The sequence below is a fragment of the Rhodococcus gannanensis genome, assembly GCF_042681175.1.
GTDB lineage: Bacteria > Actinomycetota > Actinomycetes > Mycobacteriales > Mycobacteriaceae > Rhodococcus_G > Rhodococcus_G gannanensis.
The window spans coordinates 248,254-268,582 of the sequence record NZ_JBHUFB010000012.1; the positions used below are offsets into that span (position 1 = coordinate 248,254).

The window sequence follows — 20,329 nt, forward strand, 5'->3', positions numbered from 1 at the left end:
TCGGGCTCCTCCCACATGTCCCGCTCGACAGCCTCGAGCAACCGCTCCGCGATGCCGTGCAGCGCCCACGGATTCGACTTCTCCATGAAGGAGCGGTTCTGCTCGTCGAGGACGTAGGTCTCGGCGAGCTTCTCGTACATCCAGTCCGCCACCACGTTCGTGGTCGCGTCGTAGCCGAACAGGTAGTCGACGGTCGCCGCCATCTCGAACGCACCCTTGTAGCCGTGCCGGCGCATCGCCTCGAGCCACCGCGGGTTCACGACCCGGGCCCGGAACACCCGCGACGTCTCCTCGGACAGGGTGCGGGTGCGCACCGCGTCGGGGCGGGTGCTGTCGCCGATGTACGCCTCCGGGTCCTTGCCGGTGAGTGCGCGAACCGTCGCGACCATGCCGCCGTGGAACTGGAAGTAGTCGTCGGAGTCGGCGATGTCGTGTTCGCGGGTGTCGGTGTTCTTGGCGGCCACCGCGATTCGCTTGTACGCGCTGCGCATGTCGTCCGCGGCGGGAGCGCCGTCGAGGCCGCGGCCGTACGCGTAGCCACCCCACGTGGTGTACACCTGCGCGAGGTCGGCGTCCCCGCGCCACGACTTCGAGTCGATCAGCTGCAGCAGGCCGGCGCCGTAGGTGCCCGGCTTGGATCCGAAGATGCGGGTGGTGGCGCGGCGCTCGTCACCGTGCTCGGCGAGGTCGGCCTCCGCGTGTGCGCGGACGAAGTTCTGCTCGGCGGGCTCGTCGAGGGCCGCGACCATCCGAACCGCGTCGTCGAGCAGTGCCAGCACGTGTGGGAACGCGTCCCGGAAGAAGCCGGAGATGCGGACGGTGACGTCGATGCGGGGCCGGCCCAGTTCCTCGAGGTCGATCGCCTCGAGGTGCGTGACGCGGCGGGACGCCTCGTCCCACACCGGCCGAACGCCCAGCAGCGCGAAGACTTCCGCGACGTCGTCACCGGAGGTCCGCATTGCGGAGGTGCCCCACACGGACAGACCGACGGACGTCGGGTACTCACCGTGGTCGGCGACATACCGCGCCAGCAGGGACTCTGCCATCGCCTGACCGGTCTCCCAGGCCAGCCGCGACGGCACCGCCTTCGGGTCCACCGAGTAGAAGTTGCGGCCGGTGGGCAGCACGTTGATCAGGCCGCGCAGCGGTGACCCGCTCGGGCCGGCCTCGATGAACCGGCCGTCGAGGGCGCGTAGCACCTGCTCGATCTCCCGGCCCGTGCCTCGCAGACGGGGCACCACCTCGGTGGCCGCGAACTCCAGCACTGCGACGACCTGGTCGCCGTGCGCGGCGCCGATCTGCTTGGCTGCCACCGGATCCCAGTCCGCCCGCTGCAGCGCCGCGACGAGGCCGTGCGCGACCTCTTCGATCTCGTCGACGCGGCCGCGGTTCTCGTCGCCGGCCTCGCTCAGGCCGAGGGCCTCGCGCAGTCCGGGCACATTCCGTTCGCCGCCCCACATCTGCTTGGCGCGCAGCATCGCCAGCACCAGCTCGACCTCGGCGTCGCCGGCGGGCGCCTGCCCGAGCACGTGCAGTCCGTCGCGGATCTGCACGTCCTTGATCTCGCACAGCCAGCCGTCGACGTGCAGCAGCATGTCGTCGAAGACGTCCTCCTCCGGACGTTCGGCCAGCCCGAGGTCGTGGTCCATCTTCGCGGCACGCATCAGCGTCCAGATCTGCTGGCGGATCGCCGGCAGCTTCGACGGGTCGAGTGTCGAGATGTTCGAGTGTTCGTCGAGGAGCTGCTCGAGCCGCGAGATGTCGCCATACGACTCGGCGCGCGCCATCGGCGGGATGAGGTGGTCGACGAGGGTGGCGTGTGCGCGCCGCTTCGCCTGGGTGCCCTCGCCGGGGTCGTTGACGAGGAACGGGTAGATCAGCGGCAGGTCCCCGAGGGCGGCGTCGGTCCCGCAGGATGCCGACATGCCGAGGGTCTTGCCGGGCAGCCACTCCAGGTTGCCGTGCTTGCCGAGGTGCACGATCGCGTCCGCACCGAACCCGCCGCTCCCCGCATCGGCGGCGAGCCAGCGGTAGGCCGCGAGGTAGTGGTGGCTCGGCGGGAGGTCGGGGTCGTGGTAGATCGCGACCGGGTTCTCCCCGAACCCGCGGGGCGGCTGCACGATGAGGACCACGTTGCCGACCTGCAGTGCGGCGACGACGATCTCGCCGTCGCGGTCCACGGACCGGTCGACGTAGTGCTCGCCGGGCGCGGCACCCCAGTGCTCCTCGACGCCCTCCCGGAAGTCGGCGGGCAGGGTGTCGAACCAGGCCCGGTACCGGGCCGCGGAGATGCGGATCGGGTTGCCCTCCAACTGTTCCGCGGTCAGCCAGTCGGGGTCCTGGCCACCGGCGGCGATCAGAGCGTGGATGAGGGCGTCGCCGTCGCCGGTGGCGAGGCCGGGCAGCGCGTCGTCGCCGTCTGCCGGGCCGAGGTCGTAGCCGGCGTTCCGCATCGCGGTGAGCAGTGCGATCGCGCTGGCGGGGGTGTCGAGGCCGACGGCGTTGCCGATGCGGGCGTGCTTCGTCGGGTACGCGGACAGCATCAGCGCGATGCGCTTGTCCGGGTTCGGGATGTGCCGCAGCCGGGCGTGCCGGACCGCGATGCCGGCGACGCGGGCGGCTCGCTCCACGTCGGGTACGTACGTCGTGAGGCCGTCGCCGTCGATCTCCTTGAACGAGAACGGCACCGTGATCAGGCGGCCGTCGAACTCCGGCACCGCGACCTGGGTGGCGACGTCGAGCGGGGAGAGCCCGTCGTCGTTTGCCTCCCACACCTCGCGGCTGCTGGTCAGGCACAGACCCTGCAGGATCGGGACGTCCAGCGCGGCGAGCGCGGCGACGTCCCAGGATTCGTCGTCCTCACCGGCGGAGGCGCCTGCGGGCCGGGTGCCGCCCGCGGCGAGAACCGTCACGACCATCGCGTCGGTGGTGGCCAGGAGTTCGAGCAGTTCGGGTTCCGCGGTGCGTAGCGATGCGCAGAAGATCGGCAGCGGTCGGGCGCCGCGGTCCTCGATCGACCGGCACAGCGCGTCCACGTACGCGGTGTTCCCCGCCAGGTGCTGCGCCCGGTAGTACAGGACCGCGACGGTCGGTCCGTCGACGTCCGCCGCGGCCCGGTCGAGGTGACCCCAGGTGGGGGTGTGCACGGGCGGCTCGAACCCGACACCGGTCAGCAGCACGGTGTCGGACAGGAACCCGAAGAGCTGCGCCAGGTTCGCCGGGCCACCCTCGGCCAGGTAGGTGTGTGCCTGCGCGGCCACGTTCGCCGGGACCGTCGACAGTTCCATCAGTTCGGCGTCGGGAGCGAGCTCACCACCGAGGATCACCGTCGGGACACCCGCGGCCAGGACCGCGTCGAGGCCTTCCTCCCACGCGCGTCGGCCACCGAGGATGCGGACCACGACGAGGTCGACGGCGTCCAGGAGCGCGGGCAGATCGTCGACGAGCAGCCGCGCGGGGTTCGCCCAGCGGTAGGCGGCGCCGCTGGCGCGGGCACTGAGCAGATCGGTGTCGGACGTCGACAGCAGCAGGATCACGTGACGGGCCTCCTCGGGGTTTCGCGCCCCACTTGGTCGGGACGGCAGCGTCGGAGGGTCTGGCTTCCAGGGAAATTCCCAGGTCACAGTGGCGCGACCGCACCGGAATCACACCGGCTTCCTCTCGAGCTGCCGCAATGGCTGCGATGCTACCGGGACGGCCGCCGTACCCTGGAGGCGATGTCCGAGTTCATCTCCCCCGACCGTTCCCGCCCCGACGCCTGCCCCGGCGCGCTGCAGGTCCACCAGGCCGCCGACGGTGCGCTGTCCCGCGCCCGCATCCCCGGCGGGGCGATCACGCCCGCGCAGCTGCAGGCGCTGGCGGACGCCTCGCGGGACCTGGCCGGCGGCGAGATCGAGCTGACCTCTCGCGGCAACGTGCAGGTGCGGGCGGTGACCGACCCGGCCGCGTTCGCCGACCGCCTCGCCGCCGCCGGGCTGCTGCCGTCCGTGACCCACGAACGGGTCCGCAACATCGTCGCCACACCCCTGTCGGGGCGGTTCGGCGGGTTCGTCGACGTGCGCGGCTGGGTGCGCGAGGTCGATGCCGGTCTGTGCGCCGATCCGGACCTCGCGGACCTGCCCGGCCGCGTCCTGTTCACCCTCGACGACGGTCGCGGTGATGCCACCGCGCTGCGCGGCGACATCGGACTGCACGCCGTCACCCCGAGCGAGGTCGCGCTGATCCTCGCGGGCGCCGACCACGGGGTGCGACTGTCCCCCGACGACGGCGTCGCCGCCCTCCTCGACGCGGCGCGGGCGCTGCGCGAGATCCGCGGCACGCAGTGGCGGCTGCACGAGATCGAGGACGGTCCGGCGATTGTGCTGCGCCGACTCGGGATCACCCCGGCCGCCACCGTTCTCGACCTGCCGGGCGCGGTCACCACCGGTCCGATCGGCTGGATCGACCAACCCGACGGAACCGTGACGCTCGCGGCGGGACTGCGGTTCGGTGTGCTCCCCGCCAGGCTCGCCGACTTCCTCGTCGCCGTCGACCGTCCGATCACGGTCACGCCGTGGCGGTCGGTGCTGCTGCACGACCTCACCGAGGACATGGCCGAACAGGTGGTGCGGGTGCTCGCGCCGATGGGCCTGATCTTCGACGCCAACTCGCCGTGGCTGCAGGTCAGTGCGTGCGCGGGGCAACCCGGATGCGCGAAGTCGCTCACCGACGTGCGGGCCGACGCCGAGCACGCCGTCGACACCGGAACACTGCCCGCGGAGGGCCGTCAGCACTGGGCCGGATGCGAGCGGCGATGCGGCCGACCCCGCGGCACGGTCACCGATGTCGTCGCCACCGACGACGGCTACCGGGTGGACCCACCCGCTCCCTGACCCCATATCGTGTGGGCCATGAGCGACTACATCCGCGACGGTGCGGAGATCTACCGCCAGTCCTTCGCCACCATCCGGGCCGAATCGGACCTGTCGCGGTTCCCCGCGGACGTCGCTCAGGTGGTCGTGCGGATGATCCACGCGTGCGGCCAGGTTGATCTCACCACCGACGTCGCGTTCACTCCGTCCGTGGTCACCGCGGCGCGGAGCGCGTTGCGGAACGGCGCCCCGATCTTCTGCGACGCCACCATGGTCGCGTCGGGTGTCACGCGGAAGCGGTTGCCCGCCAACAACGATGTGGTGTGCATGCTCGGCGACCCGCGGGTTCCGGTGATCGCGGAACGGCTCGGCAACACCCGTTCCGCCGCCGCACTCGAACTGTGGGGCCCGAAGCTGGAGGGCGCGGTCGTCGCGATCGGCAACGCCCCGACGGCGCTGTTCCATCTCCTCGACATGATCGACCAGGGCGCACCGAAGCCGGCGGCGATCATCGGCTGCCCCGTCGGCTTCATCGGGGCCGCCGAATCCAAGGAGGACCTCGTCCTCCGTGCCGGCGACATCGACCACATCGTGGTCCGCGGCCGCCGCGGTGGCAGCGCGATCACCGCCGCCGCCCTCAACGCGATCGCGACGGAGGTCGAGTGATGACCGGCAAGCTCTGGGGCATCGGCCTCGGACCCGGCGACCCGGAACTGGTGACCGTCAAGGCGGCCCGGATCATCGCCGAGGCCGACGTGATCGCGTTCCACAGTGCCCGGCACGGTCGCAGCATCTCCCGCGCCGTCGCCGCGCCGTACATGCGGGACGGACAGATCGAGGAACACCTCGTCTACCCCGTCACGATCGAGACGGTCGACCATCCCGGCGGCTACCAGGGTGCCATCGACGACTTCTACCTCGAGGCATCCGAGACGCTCGCCGCGCACCTGGCGGCCGGTCGTTCCGTGGCTCTGCTCGCCGCAGGCGATCCGCTGTTCTACAGCTCGTACATGCACATGCACAAGCGGCTGTGCGACCGCTTCGACGCCGAGGTGATTCCCGGCGTCACCTCGATCAGCGCCGCGTCCGCCGCACTGGGTGTGCCGCTCGTCGAGCGCGACGAGGTGCTGACGATCCTGCCGGGGACACTGCCCGCCGAGGAGCTCACCCGGCGGCTGCGGGAGACGGATTCCGCAGCGATCCTCAAGCTCGGGCGCACCTTCCCGACCGTCCGGAAGGCCCTCGCCGACTCCGGCCGCCTGGCCGAGGCCTCCTACGTCGAGCGGGCCTCCACCGACCGGCAACGCGTCATCGCCGCCGCCGACGTGGACGAGACCGAGGTGCCGTACTTCTCCATCGCGATCGTGCCGAGCCCGTCCAACAACCCCGCCGCGGCCCCTGCCACCGAGACCGGCTCGGTCACCGTCGTCGGGTTGGGCCCCGGCGACGACGCCTGGACCACCCCGGAGGTGCGGGACGAACTGGCCCGCGCCAGCGACGTCGTCGGCTACACCACGTACGTCAACCGCGTGTCGGCCCGTCCCGGCCAGAAGGTGCATGCCAGCGACAACAAGGTCGAGTCCGAACGGGCCGCGATGGCCCTGGACCTCGCCAAGCGCGGCTCCCGCGTCGTGGTCGTGTCCTCAGGCGATCCGGGCGTGTTCGCGATGGCCGCCGCGGTCGTCGAGGTCGCGGCCGAGGAGCAGTGGCGTGACGTTCCGGTGCGGGTGCTCCCCGGGCTGACGGCGGCGCACGCCGTGGCGAGCCGGGTCGGCGCTCCGCTCGGCCACGACTACGCGATGATCTCGCTGTCCGACCGGCTCAAGCCGTGGGACGTGGTCTCCCGGCGGATCTCCGCTGTCGCGGCCGCGGACATGGCGATCGCCGTCTACAACCCGGCGTCGAAGTCACGCACATGGCAGGTCGGGGCGATGAAGGATCTGCTGCTCGAACACCGCTCCCCGGACACCCCCGTCGTCGTCGGACGGGACGTCGCCGGACCGGAGGAGAGCGTGCGGATCGTGCCGCTCGGTGACCTGGACCCGTCGGAGGTGGACATGCGCACCCTGCTGATCGTCGGCTCGTCGCAGACCACCGTCGTCGAATCCGGTGGTGAACGGAAGGTCTTCACGCCGCGCCGCTACCCGGGCTGACGCGGGAGCGGGCAACGCGCCCGCGAGTCAGTGCTCGTCGTAGTGGTCGCCGTGTTCGGCGTGCCGGTGCCCGTCGTGCACGTAGTCGACGTGGTCGCCGTGCGGCACCGCGACGTGGCCGCAACCGTCGCCGTGGTGGTGCTCGTGCGTGCCGTGCACGCTGTGTTCCGACGACTCGCATTCGTCGACGTGGTCGCCGTGGACACGGTGGAGGTGTCCGTCGTGCACGTAGTCGACGTGGTCACCGTGCGGAACCGACACGTGACCGCAGCCCGGTCCGTGTACGTGGTCGTGATCGGTGTGCGGATGGTGCTCGAGGGTGGTCACGAGGGCACTCCTCCCGATTCGGGGTGGTCCGGCCGTCCGACTTCGACGGTAGACGCCCACGTACGGCCCCACAACCGGCACAGCTCGGCGGCGGATCCGAGGAATTTTCGGCGGTCGTGTCGAATCCGAGTGTTCCCGTCGACTCAGTAGTAGCGCGGACCTGCTGCTGCGTCGTGCCGGTCTGCTCTGACCGGCGGCACGGTCACCGTTCGGTGAGCCGGCCGCGCAGCCACGTGCGCACCCCGGTCAGCGCGGTCCGGGCCAGTGCGGTCGGGTGCCCGGTGAAGCCGTGCGGCGACTCGGGGTAGATCCGCAACTCGACGTCGTTGCCCGCGACGGCCAACCGTCCCGCCATCGCCAGGTTGTCGTCGAGGAGGACGTCGTCGCGACCGATCACGATCAGGGTCGGCGGCAGCCCGGACAGGTCCGCGTAGATCGGCGAGATGTCGGGTGTCGTGCGGTCGTCGACGTGGCCGAGGTAGGCGTCGAGGAAGTACTCGTCCGCGATCGTGCGCCCGGCGGGGGTCTGTGCGCTCAGATCGTAGGTACCGAACTCGAGTGCGGCGCCGGCGAACCCGCCCACGCCACCGCGGTCCCGCAGCCGGAGGAGGGTCACCAGCGCGAGGGTCGCCCCCGCGGAACTGCCGCCGATCGTCAGGCGGGACGTGCCGAATCGCTCTTCCGATCTGTCGAGCAGCCACAGCGCGACCGCTTCGCAGTCGTCGGGTGCGGCGGGCCAGGGATGTTCGGGGGCCAGCCGATGGTCGATGCAGACGACCACGACGCCGAGGGCGTCGGCCAGTGCCCGGTTCCGCACGTCGCGCTGCGGCGCGGAACCCAGGTAGAAGCCGCCCCCGGGGATGTCGAGGTGCACGCCCCGCGCCGGTCCGACGGCCGGCGCGAGGATCCGCACCGGCACCCGTGACCGTCCGGCACCGACGAGTTCCAAGACAGCGGGTGGGTCCACCGGAGGTGACGCCACCCGGCGGTTCCGGGCGGCCGGCAACTCACGGAGATCTGCCGGACCGCGCCCGGCGGGTCGAGTCGCGTAGAAGCGTCGCGCCTCGTCGATCTGACCGGCCGGCACGTCGGCCGTCAAGGCGTCCAGCGTGAATCGCATGGCGTCAGCCGGCCGCGTCCTCCTTCAGCGTGTGCGCGACCAGCGCGTTGGCGTGCCCGTGGCCGAGGCCGTGCTCGGACTTCAGCCAGGCGACCAGTTCCATGTGCTTGGTCAGCTCGGATTCACGAATCAGGTGCTGCCACTCGCTGATCGGCTTGCCGTACTTCTTCTCGATCGACGGGAAATAGGACGCGGGACCCTTCACCGGCTCTGCCATGCGGACGAGGCTAGCGGTGACCTCCGACACGTGCAGGGCGCCTCAGTCCCCGCGGGCCGCCCACGTCCGAGCCCGGTCGGGATCGGAGGTCATCGCCACCCCTGCGGGAATGTCGGGGCGGGACACCATCACCACGGGCAGTCCGAGCGTCCGGGCGGCATCCAGCTTCGCCGCCGTCAGCGCTCCTCCACTGTTCTTGGTCACCAGCACCTCGATCCGGTGCTCCCGCATCGTCGCGACCTCGTCGTCGACCGTGAACGGACCCCTCGCGAGGAGCACCTCGCTGCGCCGCGGCACCGCGACCGTCGGCGGGTCGATCGCGCGGATCAGGAACCAGGCGGACTCGGCGGCGAACGCATCGACGCCCTGCCGTCCGATCGTCAGCAGTACCCGGCTGCCCAGTGCCGACACCGCCCCTGCGGCGGCCTCGAGATCCGGCACGGCATGCCACCGATCGCCCTCCGCGGGCGCCCATTCGGGACGGCGCAACACGAGCATCGGGACGCCGGCGTGACGTGTCGCGGCGGCGGCGTTCGCCGTGATCCGGGACGCGAAGGGGTGCGTCGCGTCGACCACGGCGTCGATTCCGTTGTCCCGCAACCACTCTGCAAGACCGTCGGCGCCGCCGAAACCACCGATGCGCACCTCGCCCTCCGGCAGTCGTGGATTGGCGACCCGGCCTGCCAGAGACGAGATCACGTCGACGCCGGGGGTGCCGTCCAATACCGCGGCCAGCGCGCGCCCCTCGGACGTGCCACCGAGAATCAGGACACGGCGCACGCTCCGACCAGGAGGCACTGCGTGCATCAGTGGGTGACGCGACTGCGGGTGGCCGAGTACAGGTAGCTGTCCGGGAACCCGGCCGCGCCGAGCACCCGCCCGACGACGATGACCGCCGTCTTCGTGACCCCTGCGTCGTGCACCTGCGCCGCGATCGAATCCACTGTCCCGCGCAGCACGATCTCGTCGGGACGGCTGGCGAACGCGACCACCGCGACGGGGCAGTCCCCGCCGTACGGGCCGCGCAACTCGTCGACCACCTGATCGATCCGATGCGCAGCCAGGTGGATCACCAGTGTTGCGCCGCTCGCGCCGAGCGTCGCGAGATCCTCGCCGTCGGGCATCGCGGTGGACAGCGTCGACACCCGCGTCAGGATGATCGACTGCGCGACCCCGGGCACCGTCAGTTCCCGGCCCAGGGTGGCCGCCGCCGCGGCGAACGCCGGCACGCCGGGCACGATCTCGTAGTCGACGCCTGCCGCCTCGAGCCGTCGGACCTGCTCGGCGACCGCGCTGTAGATCGACGGATCACCGGAGTGCAGGCGCGCCACGTCCTTCCCCGCGTGGTGTGCGGCGACGAGCTTCTCGGTGATCTCGTCGAGGCTCAGCCGGGCGGTGTCGACGATCTCCGCGCCCTCGGGGCACATCTCCAACAGTTCGGTCGGCACCAGGCTGCCCGCGTACAGGCAGACCGGGCTCTCCCCGATGATCCGTGCGCCGCGCAGGGTGATCAGGTCTGGGGCGCCCGGGCCGGCGCCGATGAAACGGACGGTCACTGCGAGATCTCCTTCGTCACGACCCACTGGGCCACCGGCAGTTGCGGACGCCACGCGGTGAATCCGCCGAGCGCGTCCCCGCGGTAGACCTGGAACTTGCGCAGCGCCCCGCCGTGCGCGGCACGCCAGCGCAGCAGCAGCATCTCGGACTCTGCGGTGACCGCGTTGACGACCATCCGGCCGCCCACCGGCAGTGCGGCCCAGCAGGCGTCGAACACACCGGGTGCGGTGACGCCTCCGCCGAGGAAGATCGCGTCCGGCGTCGGCGCGTCCACGAGTGCGGCCGGCGCTGCGCCACGCACCTCCAATGCGGGGACCCCGAGCCGTACCGCGTTGCCGGCGATCCGGTCGCGGCGCGTGCCGTCCCGCTCGAATCCGATCGCCCGGCATGCGGGATCGGTGCGCATCCACTCGATCGCGATGCTGCCCGCGCCACCCCCGACGTCCCACAGCAGCTCCCCCGATTCGGGCGCCAGTGCCGCCAGCGTCAGGGCCCGCACCTCCCGCTTGGTCAGCTGACCGTCCGACTCGAACGCGTCGTCCGGCAGCCCGGGCGTCCGGGTCAACCGGACCGCGTCCGCGTCCCGTCGGACGTCCAGCGCCAGCACGTTCAGCGGGTCGCCGGGCTCCCGCGTCCAGGTCGCGGCGGTGCCCGACGCGACCGCCTCGCCGGGGCCGCCGAGCTGCTCCAGCACCGTGATGCTTGTGTCGCCGAAATCGTTGTCCCGCAGGAGTTCCGCCACCCTCGCCGCGGTGTCTGCGTCACGGGACAGGACCAGCGCCCGGCGGCCGTCGGCGAGATGCGGAAGCAACGCGGAGACGGGTGCGGTGACGAGTGAGACGACAGGCGTCTCGTGCAACGCCCAGCCGAGGCGGGCGCAGGCGAGCGACACCGACGACGGATGCGCGATCACCCGCACCCGATCGGCGCCCAGCAGGTTCACGAGGGTCACCCCGATGCCGTGGAACATCGGATCGCCGCTGGCGAGCACGCCGATCCGGCGCCCCACGTAGCGCTCGAACAGCCCCGGCAGCGCAGGCACCAGAGGCGACGGCCACGCCACGCGCTCCGCGTCGCCAGGGACGAGGTCGAGCTGACGGGTCGAACCGAACAACACCTCGGCCTCCGACAGGGCGCGGCAGGCCGCCGCGGACAGTCCCTCCCAACCGTCGGCGCCGATCCCGACGACCGTGATGCGATGCTCTGTCAGCGCACCCATCAGCGCGGCATCCGGCGCCAGACGGCCTGCGGCAACAGCCGCATCCCGAAGAACACCGGCCGCAGCAGCCCGGGCACCCACACCCGCGCGCGTCCCTTCCCGAGGGCCTTCACGACGGCGTCCGCGACCTGGTCGGGCGTGCTGGACATCGGTGCGGGACTCATTCCCTCGGTCATGCGACCGATGACGAATCCGGGGCGCACCAGCAGGAGCGACACCCCGCTGCCGTGCAACGCGTCGCCGAGTCCGCTCGCGAACCCGTCGAGTCCGGCCTTCGCCGAGCCGTACACGTAGTTGGCGCGCCGGACCCGGACACCGGCGACCGAGGAGAACACCACGATGCGACCCGAGCGCTGCGCCCGCAGCAGGTGCGCGATGTGGGTGAGCACCGAGATCTGTGCGACGTAGTCGGTGTGGACGATGTTCACGGCATGCTGCGCGTCGGTCTCGGCGCGCTGCTGGTCGCCCAGGATCCCGAAGGCGAGCACCACCGTGTCGATCGGGCCGAGTTCGGCGATGTCGGACAGCACCCGCGCGTGGTCCACGACCCTGTCGGCGTCGAACTCGACGGTGTGCACCGCGGTGGCGCCGGCCGCCGCGACCGCCGCGGTCTCGGCCTTCAGTTCGCCACTGCGCCGCGCGGCGAGGACGACGGGGCGTCCCGCCGCGAGCCTGGTCGCGACCTCGACACCTATTTCGCTGCGTCCGCCGAGGACGACCACCGATCCGACAGTCATGGGGTCCAGTGTGCTCGACTACGGTCGGGCCATGGCCCGCACCCCCGTCGATCCCGCCGACCTGCCCGCCGAGGCGCTGACGTTCCTCACCGACCGGCACCTGGCGTCGCTGACGACGCTGCGCGCGGACGGGACCCCGCACGTGGTTGCGGTGGGATTCACCTGGGATCCGGAGCGGTCACTGGCGCGCGTGATCACCGGCGGCGGCACACAGAAGGCCCTCAATGCCGCCCGCGGCGGGTACGCCGCCGTGACGCAGGTGGACGGTCCCCGCTGGTTGACCCTCGAAGGTCCGGCGCGGGTCAGTTCCGATCCCGACGACGTGGCCGAGGCCGTCGCCCGCTACGCCGTCCGCTACCGGCCTCCGCGGGAGAACCCGACCCGGGTGGTGATCGAGATCAGTGTCCGGCGGGTGTTGGGCGTCGCGGCCATGCTGGGGCGTTGACCGGCCCTCGACTCGGCACCCGCACCGGGCTTAGTGTTGAACGGATCAGTGGTCCCGACGAACACCATGTCGCACGGATTGCGGGGAATCCCGAATCGAGGAACAGCGATGAGCATTCGACGCACGACGACACGAGTTTCGATCCTGGCGGCCGCGGCCTTCGCTGCGCTGCTCGCGGCCGCCCCGGCGACCGCCCTGCCACCCCACCCGTTCGGGCCGCCCGCCCTGACCATCGGGTGCCCCAACCAGGGCAGCCTGATGTCGCTGACCGGCGCCACCGGACAGTCCGGACCCGAACCGGGCATCGAGCCCGGCTGGATCCGATTCCAGTCGTTCCCGGCGGCGCCGCCGATCCCCGCTGCAGGCCAGGTGACCGTGGCGTGGGTCAACTTCGACACAGGTCAGACCGGAATCGCGAACCTCGAGGGCACGTACCCGTACTACTCGAAGACCGTGTACACCGGCCGCGGGAACGTGATGGCCACCGTGTTCGGCACGATCAATCTCGGCAGCATGCCGCTCTGCCAGGCGAACCCGACGTTCGGGAACTTCATCGCCTGACAACTGCGGAACTCCTCAGGCGAGTGCTCCGCTCGCGGCCGCCGCGAGCGGATACCTACCCGAGGACGTGGCACGGCTCGCGGCGATCAAGCAGGGGTACGACCCCGGGAACATGTTCCGCACCCGTCACGGGCTCGCCGCCGACGCTCACTGCGCGCCGGAACGCGCGGCCTTCTCGAACGCCTCCGCGTCCTCCTGACCGAAGCGGTCCTCGAGGACCTCGGGGCTGTAGTCGAGGTCGATCTCCTCGACGGGACGGCCCCGTGCCGACTCGATCGCGCCGAGCCGGCGCTGCGCGCGGTCCGCGGCGTAGGCGACGAACTCGTCCTTGTCGAGCCCGAACGGTTCCACCTCGAACTGGTCGTTGTTCCAGTTGATCAGACCGATCGCGAGGGGCATCAGTTCGGCCATCCGCTGCTGCACCACGTCCCAGTTGTGGTCGTCGGCCGCGACGTGCCGCCGGCAGGTGAACGTGCCCCAGGCCATGTGCCGGCTCTCGTCCGTGCCGATCAGGCGGATGATCTCCTGCATCCCGGGCAGGATGTTCCACTTCGCGCACACCTGCTTCCACGCGAAGTATCCGGTGAGCGCGAGGCTGCCTTCGACCACGTGGTTGTAGGTGACGCTGGCCCGAATCTGGTTCGCGGGACTGGGGTCGCTCTCCAGGACGCGGAGCGAGTCCGGCAACTCCTCGTAGAACAGCTGCCGGTAGCTCGGATTGTCGCCGACGAACGAATGCAGGTCGTCGGTCAACCCGACCGCGTCCATCCAGAGCCGGAACACCTGTGTGTGCTTGGCCTCCTCGAAGCAGAACTGGGTGAGGTACATCTCGTCGCCGAGGCGCCCTTCCGCGGACATCGCCCGCATGAACGGCTGAATGTCCTCGGTGACGGCCTCCTCCCCCGCCACGAACTGGGTGCACAGCAGCGTCGCGCTGCGCCGCTGATCGTCGGTCAGGCCTGCCCAGTCCGCGGCCTCCTGCGAGAAGTCCAGGTCGGACGGATCCCAGAAATGCGCGTTGCCCTTGGTGAACAGCCGTAGCGGGAAGGAGTTCCAGTTGAGTCCGCCCGACCGGATCGAACCGAATCCCTGCCGGTGCGGCGTCGTTGTGGTCATGGTGTGCGTCCTCACGGATCGACAACAGGTGATCTGAGTCACACACTATGCCCGTTCGGGTGGTCCGCACCGCACTAACTCGCCGGCAGCACCGTCAACCCGTGAGGGCGCGTGTTCATCGCCTCGCAGCCGTCGGCCGTCACCACGACGATGTCCTCGATCCGGGCACCCCAGACGCCACGGAAGTAGATGCCGGGCTCGATGCTGAACGCCATCCCCTCCGCGAGTTCGATGCGGTTGCCCGACACGATGTAGGGCTCCTCGTGCACCGACAGCCCGATCCCGTGGCCGGTCCGATGCACGAACACCTCCGCCAGGCCCTCCGCGGCCAGCACGTCCCGCGCGGCCGCGTCCACGGACTCCGCCGTGACACCCGGCCGCACCGCCCCCACCGCGGCCTTCTGCGCCCGCTCCAGCACCGCGACTTTTGCCGCCACCTCGTCCGACGGCTCACCGATGCTGTACGTGCGAGTGCTGTCCGAGTTGTATCCCGGCGCGACCGGACCACCGATGTCGATCACCACCACGTCACCGACCTCGATCACCCGGTCCGACACCTCGTGGTGCGGGTCGGCGCCGTGCGGTCCCGACCCGACGATCACGAACTCGGCGCCAGTGTGCCCCTCCTCGACGATCGCTGCCGCGATGTCGTCGGCGACCTGTGCCTCCGTCCGGCCGGGCTTCAGCCACTCCGCCATCCGCGCGTGTACCCGGTCGATCGCCGCCCCCGCGCGGCGCAGCGCCTCGACCTCTGCCTCGTCCTTGACCATGCGCAGTTCCCGCAGCACCCCGGTCGCGAGGACCGGCGGCGCGCCCAGTGCCGTGGTCAGCGGAATGACGTGCAGCGCGGGCATCGCCTCGGCAACGGCGGTGCGTCCCGGCTTCGGCAACAGTGATCCCACGACGCCGTACGGATCGACGCCGTCCACCCAGTCGTGCACCGGCAACCCGAGATCGGCGACCGCCGACTCCGCCAGCCCCGCGAGCTCCAGGGTCGGCACCACCACGGCAGGCGTCGCCGACGGATCCGCCGGGATCACCAGGCAGGTCAGCCGCTCGAACGACGCGGCACCAGACCCCACCAGGTACTTCAGGTCCGGGCCCGGCGTGATGAGCAACGCATCCAGCCCCGAGGCGGCGGTCAGCTCCGCCGCGCGGCGCAGGCGGCCGGCGTAGACAGCGGTCGGAAAGCGTGCTGCGGACTCGCTCTGTGCGCTCATGACAGTCAAGGCTAGTGGTCTTTGGCAGGATGGGCGGCATGACCGGACCCGTCCTTCTCCTCGACGGCGCGAGCCTGTGGTTCCGCGCGTATTACGCACTCCCCGAGTCCTTCACGGCGAAGGACGGCAGACCGGTCAACGCGGTCCGAGGGTTCACCGACATGGTGGCCTCGCTGATCACCCGGCACCAGCCGACCCGACTCGTCGTGTGCCTCGACCTGGACTGGCGTCCCCAGTTCCGGGTCGATCTCGTGCCGTCGTACAAGGCTCACCGCGTCGCCGAGGAGTTCGACGCGGGACCCGACGTCGAAGAGGTGCCGGACACCCTCACCCCGCAGGTCGAGATGATCATGGACGTCCTCGCAGCCGCGGGGATCGCCACCGCGGGCGCGGTCGGCTTCGAGGCCGACGACGTCCTCGGCACCCTCGCCGCCCGCGAACGCGACGACACCGTGGTCGTCGTCAGCGGCGACCGTGACCTCCTCCAGGTGGTCGCCGACGAGCCTGTTCCGGTCCGGGTGCTCTACGTCGGGCGCGGACTCTCGAAGGCGGAGCTGTTCGGGCCCGCCGAGGTCGCGGAGAAGTACGGTGTCCCCGCCGATCGCCCCGGACCCGGCTACGCCGAGCTGGCACTCTTGCGGGGCGACCCGTCCGACGGGCTGCCCGGTGTCAAGGGCGTCGGAGAGAAGACGGCGTCGTCGCTGCTCCTGCAGCACGGATCGGTGGCCGCGCTCCGCGCAGCGGTGGACGATCCGGAATCCGGCCTGGCCAAGGGGATTCGCGCGAAGCTCGCCGCGTCCGCCGACTACCTGGACGCGGCGCTGCCCGTCGTACGCGTCGCCGTCGATGCGCCCGTCGAACTCTCCGGACCGGATCACCTGTCGCCGACGCCCAGTGAACCGGACCGGCTCGCCGAGCTCGCCGACCGGTTGAACATCGGAGCCTCGATCACCCGGCTCACCGCGGCGATGGGATCGCGTTAGGCGATGCCGGCGGTGACGGAATCGTGGCAGGCCGTCACCGTGGCGTCGGCTGGGACACCTTGTAGGTTCCGTCGCCGTCGGTGAACGTCAACTCGACTTCGTTCGGTTCGCCCTTGATCGTCAAGGTGCAGGTGAACGAGGCGTCCACCACGACCTCCTGATCCGCGGGGCATTGGACGTCGTCGATGTCCGACTTCCCGTAGCCCGTCACGATCTTCTCGACACCCTGCTCGGCGGCGGTCTGATCGAGCGTCTTGGGACCGAAGAGGCCGCTCACCGCGAGCCCGATCCCCACGGCGGCGAGCAGTCCGACGACGCCCAGCCCGATCCACAGCGGCGTCTTCGACTTCGCCGGGGCGCCGGGAGCCTGATTCGGGTACGCACCACCCGGGTACTGCCCGTATGCCTGCGGGTACTGCCCCGGCTGTGGCTGGGCGGGGTACTGCTGCCCAGCCTGGACCTGACCCGGGTAGGGCTGTCCGTAGGCCGGGTACGGCTGCCCACCGGCCGCCTGCTGCGGAGCCTGACCCTGCGGATATCCGGGGTACTGCGGCGCTTGGGCGTACGGATCCTGTTGCGGCGCACCGTACGGTTGCGCGCCGTACTGGGGAGGCACCCCGTACTGCTGCGGCACGCCGTACTGGGGGGCAGCCGGGTACTGTGGGGGCGCTCCGTACTGCGGGCCCGCCGGGTACTGCTGGGCCTGCGCGGACTGCTCGCTCCACGCCTGCTGACCCCACTGCTGCGGCTGCGCGTGCTGGGGGAACACGCTCGTCTCCTGCGGAACCGCCTGCGGTGCGGCGGCGTCCGGCTGGGCCGCCGGATGCTCGGGCGCCGCCGGATCCTCCGATGCAAGTGGGTTCTCGACCGGCTTCTCGCCACCATCCGGGCTCGTCGTGCCGTCACTCATGTCCTGCCTCCACTTCCCGCCGCTCACGCTGTCTCACCCGTCACGCCGCCCCCTGGGATCGCGGCAGAACGCATCGGAATACAACCACACCTTGCCCGCACAGGCTGCGCCCAGTGACACCCGGTCACGCCGGGGCGCCTTCAGGCGCCCTCACGCCGCGTCGACCGCGACGACACCTCGCCGGATCGCCCCGACCGCCTTCGCTGCCGCAGACCGCACCTCGGGGTCGGGTGCGGTCTGGTGCACCTGGTCGAGCAGGTCGATCACCTGCCTGCACCATCGGACGAAATCGCCCGCGGACAGCGCCTGACCGCGGTCGCCTGCCGCGAGCAGGGTGTCGGCGAGCGGCTCGCCGCGCGCCCACATGTGGATGGCCGTCACGAAGCCGAAGTCGGGCTCGCGGGTCAGTGGGAGCTTGTGCGCGACCTCGTCGGTGCGCAGTGCCGACCACAGCCGTACCGTCTCGCCCAGGGCGCGCTGCAGTGGCGGGGTCGGCCCACGATCGGCGGTCGTCGCGTCCTGCCGCGACTCGAACACCAACGCCGACACCACACCGGCAAGTTCCGCCGGCGACAGTCCCTTCCAGGTGCCGTGCCGCAGACACTCCGCGACGAGCAGATCGCTCTCCGAGTACAACCGCATGAGGCGGTGCCCGTTCTCCGTGACGCCACCGTCGGTGTCGATGTACCCCCGCTCGGCGAGCAGTCGCAGAATGCGGTCGAACGTCCGCGCCAGCGAGTTCGTCGTCGCCGCGACCTTCTGGCGTTTGCTGTCGACCTCGCGGGCGAGGCGGTTGTACCGCTCGCCGATCCGGCTCAGCCGCTCCCGGTCGGGTGCCGTGTGGCACGGATGGTCCCGGAGCGCCCGGCGAAGGGTCGCCAGTTCCCTGTCGCTCGCCGCGGGCGACTTGCGTTTCGAATACCGGGTCGGTGCCACGATCCCCGTGCTGCGCAGCGCAGAGGCCAGGTCGCGGCGGGTCCGCGCGGTGCGGTGCTGCACGTGCCGCGGCAACCGCATCGTGCCCAATGCCTGTGCCGGTGAAGGGAAGTCGGCAGCCGAGATCCGTCCCGCCCACTTGTCCTCGGTCAGCACCAGCGGTCGCGGATCGGTCGGGTCGTGATCGGGCTCGAGGACGACGGCGAGCCCGGACCTCCGACCGACCGGGATTCCGATGACGTCACCGCGGCGCAACGCGGTCAGCGCCGCGACCGCATCGCCTCGACGGTCGGTGCGCCCCTGACGTTCCAGTTGCCGTTCCCGCGCACGGATCCGCTCCCGCAGCTGCGCGTACTCGAAGTACTCGCTGTCCTCGCCGCCGAGTTGCTCACGCAGTTCCGCCAGGGCCCGCTCGTCCTTCTCGATCGAGCGCACCATCCCGACGACGGACCGGTCCGCCTGGAACTGGGCGAACGACCGCTCGAGCAGGCCCCTGGCCTCCGTGGCGCCCATCCGATCGATCAGATTGATCGACATGTTGTAGGACGGGCGGAACGAACTGCGCAGCGGGAACGTACGGGTCGACGCGAGGCCCGCGACCTCCGTCGCCTCGACACCGGGCTGCCACAGCACCACCGCGTGGCCTTCGACGTCGATGCCGCGCCGCCCTGCCCGGCCGGTGAGCTGCGTGTACTCGCCCGGCGTCAGCTCCGCGTGGGTTTCGCCGTTGTACTTCACGAGACGCTCGAGGACCACCGTGCGAGCCGGCATGTTGATCCCGAGCGCGAGCGTCTCGGTGGCGAACACCGCGCGAACCAGCCCCTTCACGAACAGTTCCTCGACGGTGTGCCGGAATGCCGGGAGCATGCCCGCGTGGTGGCCGGCGATGCCGCGCTCGAGGCCCTCCCGCCACTCCCAGTACCCGAGCACGGACAGGTCGTGCTTCGGGAGCTCGCCGGTGTGCTTGTCGATGATCCGCACGATCTCGTCGGCCTGCTCGTCCGTGGTCAGCCGGAGCCGGGACCGCAGGCACTGCGCGACGGCGGCGTCACAGCCCGCACGGCTGAAGATGAACGTGATCGCAGGCAGCAGGCCTTCCTCGTCCAGTCGGGCGATCACCTCGGGACGCGGCAGCGGCCGGGTCCCGGAACTCTGCGACGGACCCCTGCCCCGGCCCCGCGGCTGCCAGTTGTCGTACCGGTCCAGCGACTGTCGTTGCTTGAGGTGCCGGACCAGATCGCGGTCGATGACCAGCCGCGCGGCCGGGTCCGCGTCCTGCGCGGTCGTGTCGAAGAGGTCGAACAGCCGACGACCGACCATCATGTGCTGCCAGAGCGGGATGGGCCGCACCTCGTCGACGACGACCTCGGTGTCGCCGCGAACCGTTTCCATCCAGGCCCCGAACTCCTCCGCGTTGCTGACCGTCGCGGACAGGCTCACCAATCGCACGTCGTCCGGCAGGTGCAGGATCACCTCCTCCCAGACGGCACCGCGGAACCGATCGGCCAGGTAGTGCACCTCGTCCATCACCACGTGCGACAGGCCGCGCAGGGTGGGCGAGTTCGCGTACAGCATGTTCCGGAGGACCTCGGTGGTCATCACCACGACCGGTGCGTCGGAATTGATGCTCACGTCACCGGTGAGCAGACCGACGTCGGCCTTGCCGTAGCGCTCGACGAGGTCGGCGTACTTCTGGTTGCTGAGTGCCTTGATCGGCGTCGTGTAGAAGCACTTGTGACCGGACTTCAGCGCGAGGTGGACGGCGAACTCGCCGATCACGGTCTTGCCCGCTCCGGTGGGTGCGCACACCAGCACGCCGTGCCCGGATTCGAGTGCCCGGCACGCCTCGGCCTGGAACCCGTCCAGGGGGAAGCTCAGTTGTGCTGCGAAGAGGTCGAGTTCCACTCCGACAGGTTATCGACCGCCGACGACACCGCGCGGACCGACGCGATCGACGCCGGTGCACGCGGTCTGCGCC

General features: G+C 70.9%; 19 protein-coding genes. 7 read left to right on the plus strand and 12 right to left on the minus strand.

What is annotated here, in order from left to right:
- A partial coding sequence (cobN, locus tag ACFSJG_RS15935) for a cobaltochelatase subunit CobN (RefSeq protein WP_378486206.1) occupies window positions 1-3,536 on the minus strand: 3,536 nt, incomplete at its 3' end.
- A 180-nt stretch (window positions 3,537-3,716) separates the two neighbouring features.
- Between cobN and cobG the strand changes: the two genes are divergently transcribed.
- From cobG to cobJ, 3 genes are read left to right on the plus strand one after another with little or no spacing between them, the layout of a single operon-like run.
- Window positions 3,717-4,871 carry a precorrin-3B synthase gene (cobG, locus tag ACFSJG_RS15940; protein ID WP_378486207.1) on the plus strand — a complete coding sequence of 385 codons (1,155 nt, stop codon included), beginning with the start codon at window positions 3,717-3,719 and terminating at the stop codon, window positions 4,869-4,871.
- Window positions 4,872-4,889: 18 nt separating this feature from the next.
- Window positions 4,890-5,516 (plus strand): precorrin-8X methylmutase, encoded by a 627-nt coding sequence (locus ACFSJG_RS15945; RefSeq protein WP_378486208.1) that lies wholly within the window; start codon window positions 4,890-4,892, stop codon window positions 5,514-5,516.
- Complete coding sequence (gene cobJ, locus ACFSJG_RS15950; protein ID WP_378486209.1) at window positions 5,516-7,003, plus strand: precorrin-3B C(17)-methyltransferase; 1,488 nt, start codon at window positions 5,516-5,518, stop codon at window positions 7,001-7,003. The genes ACFSJG_RS15945 and cobJ overlap by 1 nt, the downstream gene beginning before the upstream one ends.
- A gap of 27 nt (window positions 7,004-7,030) precedes the next feature.
- Here the strand turns inward: cobJ and ACFSJG_RS15955 are convergent, their stop codons facing one another.
- The 7 genes from ACFSJG_RS15955 to ACFSJG_RS15985 form a co-directional block, all read right to left on the minus strand.
- Entirely contained in the window at window positions 7,031-7,330 is a 300-nt protein-coding gene (locus ACFSJG_RS15955; RefSeq protein WP_378486210.1) for a hypothetical protein, read from the minus strand.
- A 202-nt stretch (window positions 7,331-7,532) separates the two neighbouring features.
- Complete coding sequence (locus tag ACFSJG_RS15960) at window positions 7,533-8,450, minus strand: alpha/beta hydrolase (protein WP_378486211.1); 918 nt, start codon at window positions 8,448-8,450, stop codon at window positions 7,533-7,535.
- A 4-nt stretch (window positions 8,451-8,454) separates the two neighbouring features.
- Window positions 8,455-8,667: a DUF4287 domain-containing protein gene (locus tag ACFSJG_RS15965; RefSeq protein WP_378486212.1), complete on the minus strand. Its 213-nt coding sequence runs from the start codon at window positions 8,665-8,667 to the stop codon at window positions 8,455-8,457.
- Window positions 8,668-8,709: 42 nt separating this feature from the next.
- The gene (locus ACFSJG_RS15970; RefSeq protein ID WP_378486213.1) at window positions 8,710-9,447 is read right to left on the minus strand and encodes a cobalt-precorrin-6A reductase; all 738 of its coding nucleotides are present in this window, start codon (window positions 9,445-9,447) and stop codon (window positions 8,710-8,712) included.
- 26 nt (window positions 9,448-9,473) lie between these two features.
- Window positions 9,474-10,223: a precorrin-4 C(11)-methyltransferase gene (cobM, locus tag ACFSJG_RS15975; protein ID WP_378486214.1), complete on the minus strand. Its 750-nt coding sequence runs from the start codon at window positions 10,221-10,223 to the stop codon at window positions 9,474-9,476.
- The gene (gene cbiE / locus ACFSJG_RS15980) at window positions 10,220-11,443 is read right to left on the minus strand and encodes a precorrin-6y C5,15-methyltransferase (decarboxylating) subunit CbiE (protein ID WP_378486215.1); all 1,224 of its coding nucleotides are present in this window, start codon (window positions 11,441-11,443) and stop codon (window positions 10,220-10,222) included. Before cbiE ends, cobM begins: the two co-directional genes overlap by 4 nt.
- The gene (locus ACFSJG_RS15985) at window positions 11,443-12,180 is read right to left on the minus strand and encodes an SDR family NAD(P)-dependent oxidoreductase (RefSeq protein WP_378486216.1); all 738 of its coding nucleotides are present in this window, start codon (window positions 12,178-12,180) and stop codon (window positions 11,443-11,445) included. The genes cbiE and ACFSJG_RS15985 overlap by 1 nt, the downstream gene beginning before the upstream one ends.
- A 31-nt stretch (window positions 12,181-12,211) precedes the next feature.
- On the opposite strand from ACFSJG_RS15985, the gene ACFSJG_RS15990 reads away from it, so the two are divergent.
- The 3 genes from ACFSJG_RS15990 (at window position 12,212) to ACFSJG_RS16000 (ending at window position 13,385) form a co-directional block, all read left to right on the plus strand.
- Window positions 12,212-12,625, plus strand: a complete 414-nt coding sequence (locus ACFSJG_RS15990; RefSeq protein ID WP_378486217.1) for a pyridoxamine 5'-phosphate oxidase family protein — start codon at window positions 12,212-12,214, stop codon at window positions 12,623-12,625.
- 108 nt (window positions 12,626-12,733) lie between these two features.
- On the plus strand, window positions 12,734-13,186 hold the full coding sequence (locus ACFSJG_RS15995) for a hypothetical protein (RefSeq protein ID WP_378486218.1): 453 nt from the start codon (window positions 12,734-12,736) through the stop codon (window positions 13,184-13,186).
- Window positions 13,187-13,253: 67 nt separating this feature from the next.
- Window positions 13,254-13,385 carry a BBE domain-containing protein gene (locus tag ACFSJG_RS16000; protein ID WP_378486219.1) on the plus strand — a complete coding sequence of 44 codons (132 nt, stop codon included), beginning with the start codon at window positions 13,254-13,256 and terminating at the stop codon, window positions 13,383-13,385.
- On the opposite strand, the gene ACFSJG_RS16005 is transcribed toward ACFSJG_RS16000, so the two are convergent.
- Window positions 13,334-14,302 carry a R2-like ligand-binding oxidase gene (locus tag ACFSJG_RS16005; RefSeq protein WP_378486220.1) on the minus strand — a complete coding sequence of 323 codons (969 nt, stop codon included), beginning with the start codon at window positions 14,300-14,302 and terminating at the stop codon, window positions 13,334-13,336. The genes ACFSJG_RS16000 and ACFSJG_RS16005 overlap by 52 nt on opposite strands.
- Window positions 14,303-14,376: 74 nt before the next feature.
- Entirely contained in the window at window positions 14,377-15,522 is a 1,146-nt protein-coding gene (locus ACFSJG_RS16010) for a M24 family metallopeptidase (RefSeq protein ID WP_378486221.1), read from the minus strand.
- 38 nt (window positions 15,523-15,560) lie between these two features.
- Between ACFSJG_RS16010 and ACFSJG_RS16015 the strand changes: the two genes are divergently transcribed.
- Window positions 15,561-16,505 (plus strand): 5'-3' exonuclease, encoded by a 945-nt coding sequence (locus ACFSJG_RS16015; RefSeq protein WP_378486222.1) that lies wholly within the window; start codon window positions 15,561-15,563, stop codon window positions 16,503-16,505.
- A 34-nt stretch (window positions 16,506-16,539) separates the two neighbouring features.
- On the opposite strand, the gene ACFSJG_RS16020 is transcribed toward ACFSJG_RS16015, so the two are convergent.
- The gene (locus ACFSJG_RS16020) at window positions 16,540-17,415 is read right to left on the minus strand and encodes a DUF4333 domain-containing protein (RefSeq protein ID WP_378486223.1); all 876 of its coding nucleotides are present in this window, start codon (window positions 17,413-17,415) and stop codon (window positions 16,540-16,542) included.
- 150 nt (window positions 17,416-17,565) lie between these two features.
- Complete coding sequence (locus tag ACFSJG_RS16025; RefSeq protein ID WP_378486224.1) at window positions 17,566-20,256, minus strand: DEAD/DEAH box helicase; 2,691 nt, start codon at window positions 20,254-20,256, stop codon at window positions 17,566-17,568.
- Window positions 20,257-20,329: the final 73 nt, after the last annotated feature.

Bases quoted from the DNA above. Each gene is read 5' to 3' on its own strand.
- ACFSJG_RS15985 (WP_378486216.1), bottom strand. From the start codon at position 12,180: ATGACTGTCGGATCGGTGGTCGTCCTCGGCGGACGCAGCGAAATAGGT.
- ACFSJG_RS16010 (WP_378486221.1), bottom strand. From the start codon at position 15,522: ATGAGCGCACAGAGCGAGTCCGCAGCACGCTTTCCGACCGCTGTCTAC.
- cobJ (WP_378486209.1), top strand. From the start codon at position 5,516: ATGACCGGCAAGCTCTGGGGCATCGGCCTCGGACCCGGCGACCCGGAA.
- cobG (WP_378486207.1), top strand. From the start codon at position 3,717: ATGTCCGAGTTCATCTCCCCCGACCGTTCCCGCCCCGACGCCTGCCCC.
- ACFSJG_RS16005 (WP_378486220.1), bottom strand. From the start codon at position 14,302: ATGACCACAACGACGCCGCACCGGCAGGGATTCGGTTCGATCCGGTCG.
- ACFSJG_RS15960 (WP_378486211.1), bottom strand. From the start codon at position 8,450: ATGCGATTCACGCTGGACGCCTTGACGGCCGACGTGCCGGCCGGTCAG.
- ACFSJG_RS15990 (WP_378486217.1), top strand. From the start codon at position 12,212: ATGGCCCGCACCCCCGTCGATCCCGCCGACCTGCCCGCCGAGGCGCTG.
- ACFSJG_RS16015 (WP_378486222.1), top strand. From the start codon at position 15,561: ATGACCGGACCCGTCCTTCTCCTCGACGGCGCGAGCCTGTGGTTCCGC.
- ACFSJG_RS15965 (WP_378486212.1), bottom strand. From the start codon at position 8,667: ATGGCAGAGCCGGTGAAGGGTCCCGCGTCCTATTTCCCGTCGATCGAG.
- ACFSJG_RS16020 (WP_378486223.1), bottom strand. From the start codon at position 17,415: ATGAGTGACGGCACGACGAGCCCGGATGGTGGCGAGAAGCCGGTCGAG.
- cbiE (WP_378486215.1), bottom strand. From the start codon at position 11,443: ATGGGTGCGCTGACAGAGCATCGCATCACGGTCGTCGGGATCGGCGCC.
- ACFSJG_RS15995 (WP_378486218.1), top strand. From the start codon at position 12,734: ATGAGCATTCGACGCACGACGACACGAGTTTCGATCCTGGCGGCCGCG.
- ACFSJG_RS15945 (WP_378486208.1), top strand. From the start codon at position 4,890: ATGAGCGACTACATCCGCGACGGTGCGGAGATCTACCGCCAGTCCTTC.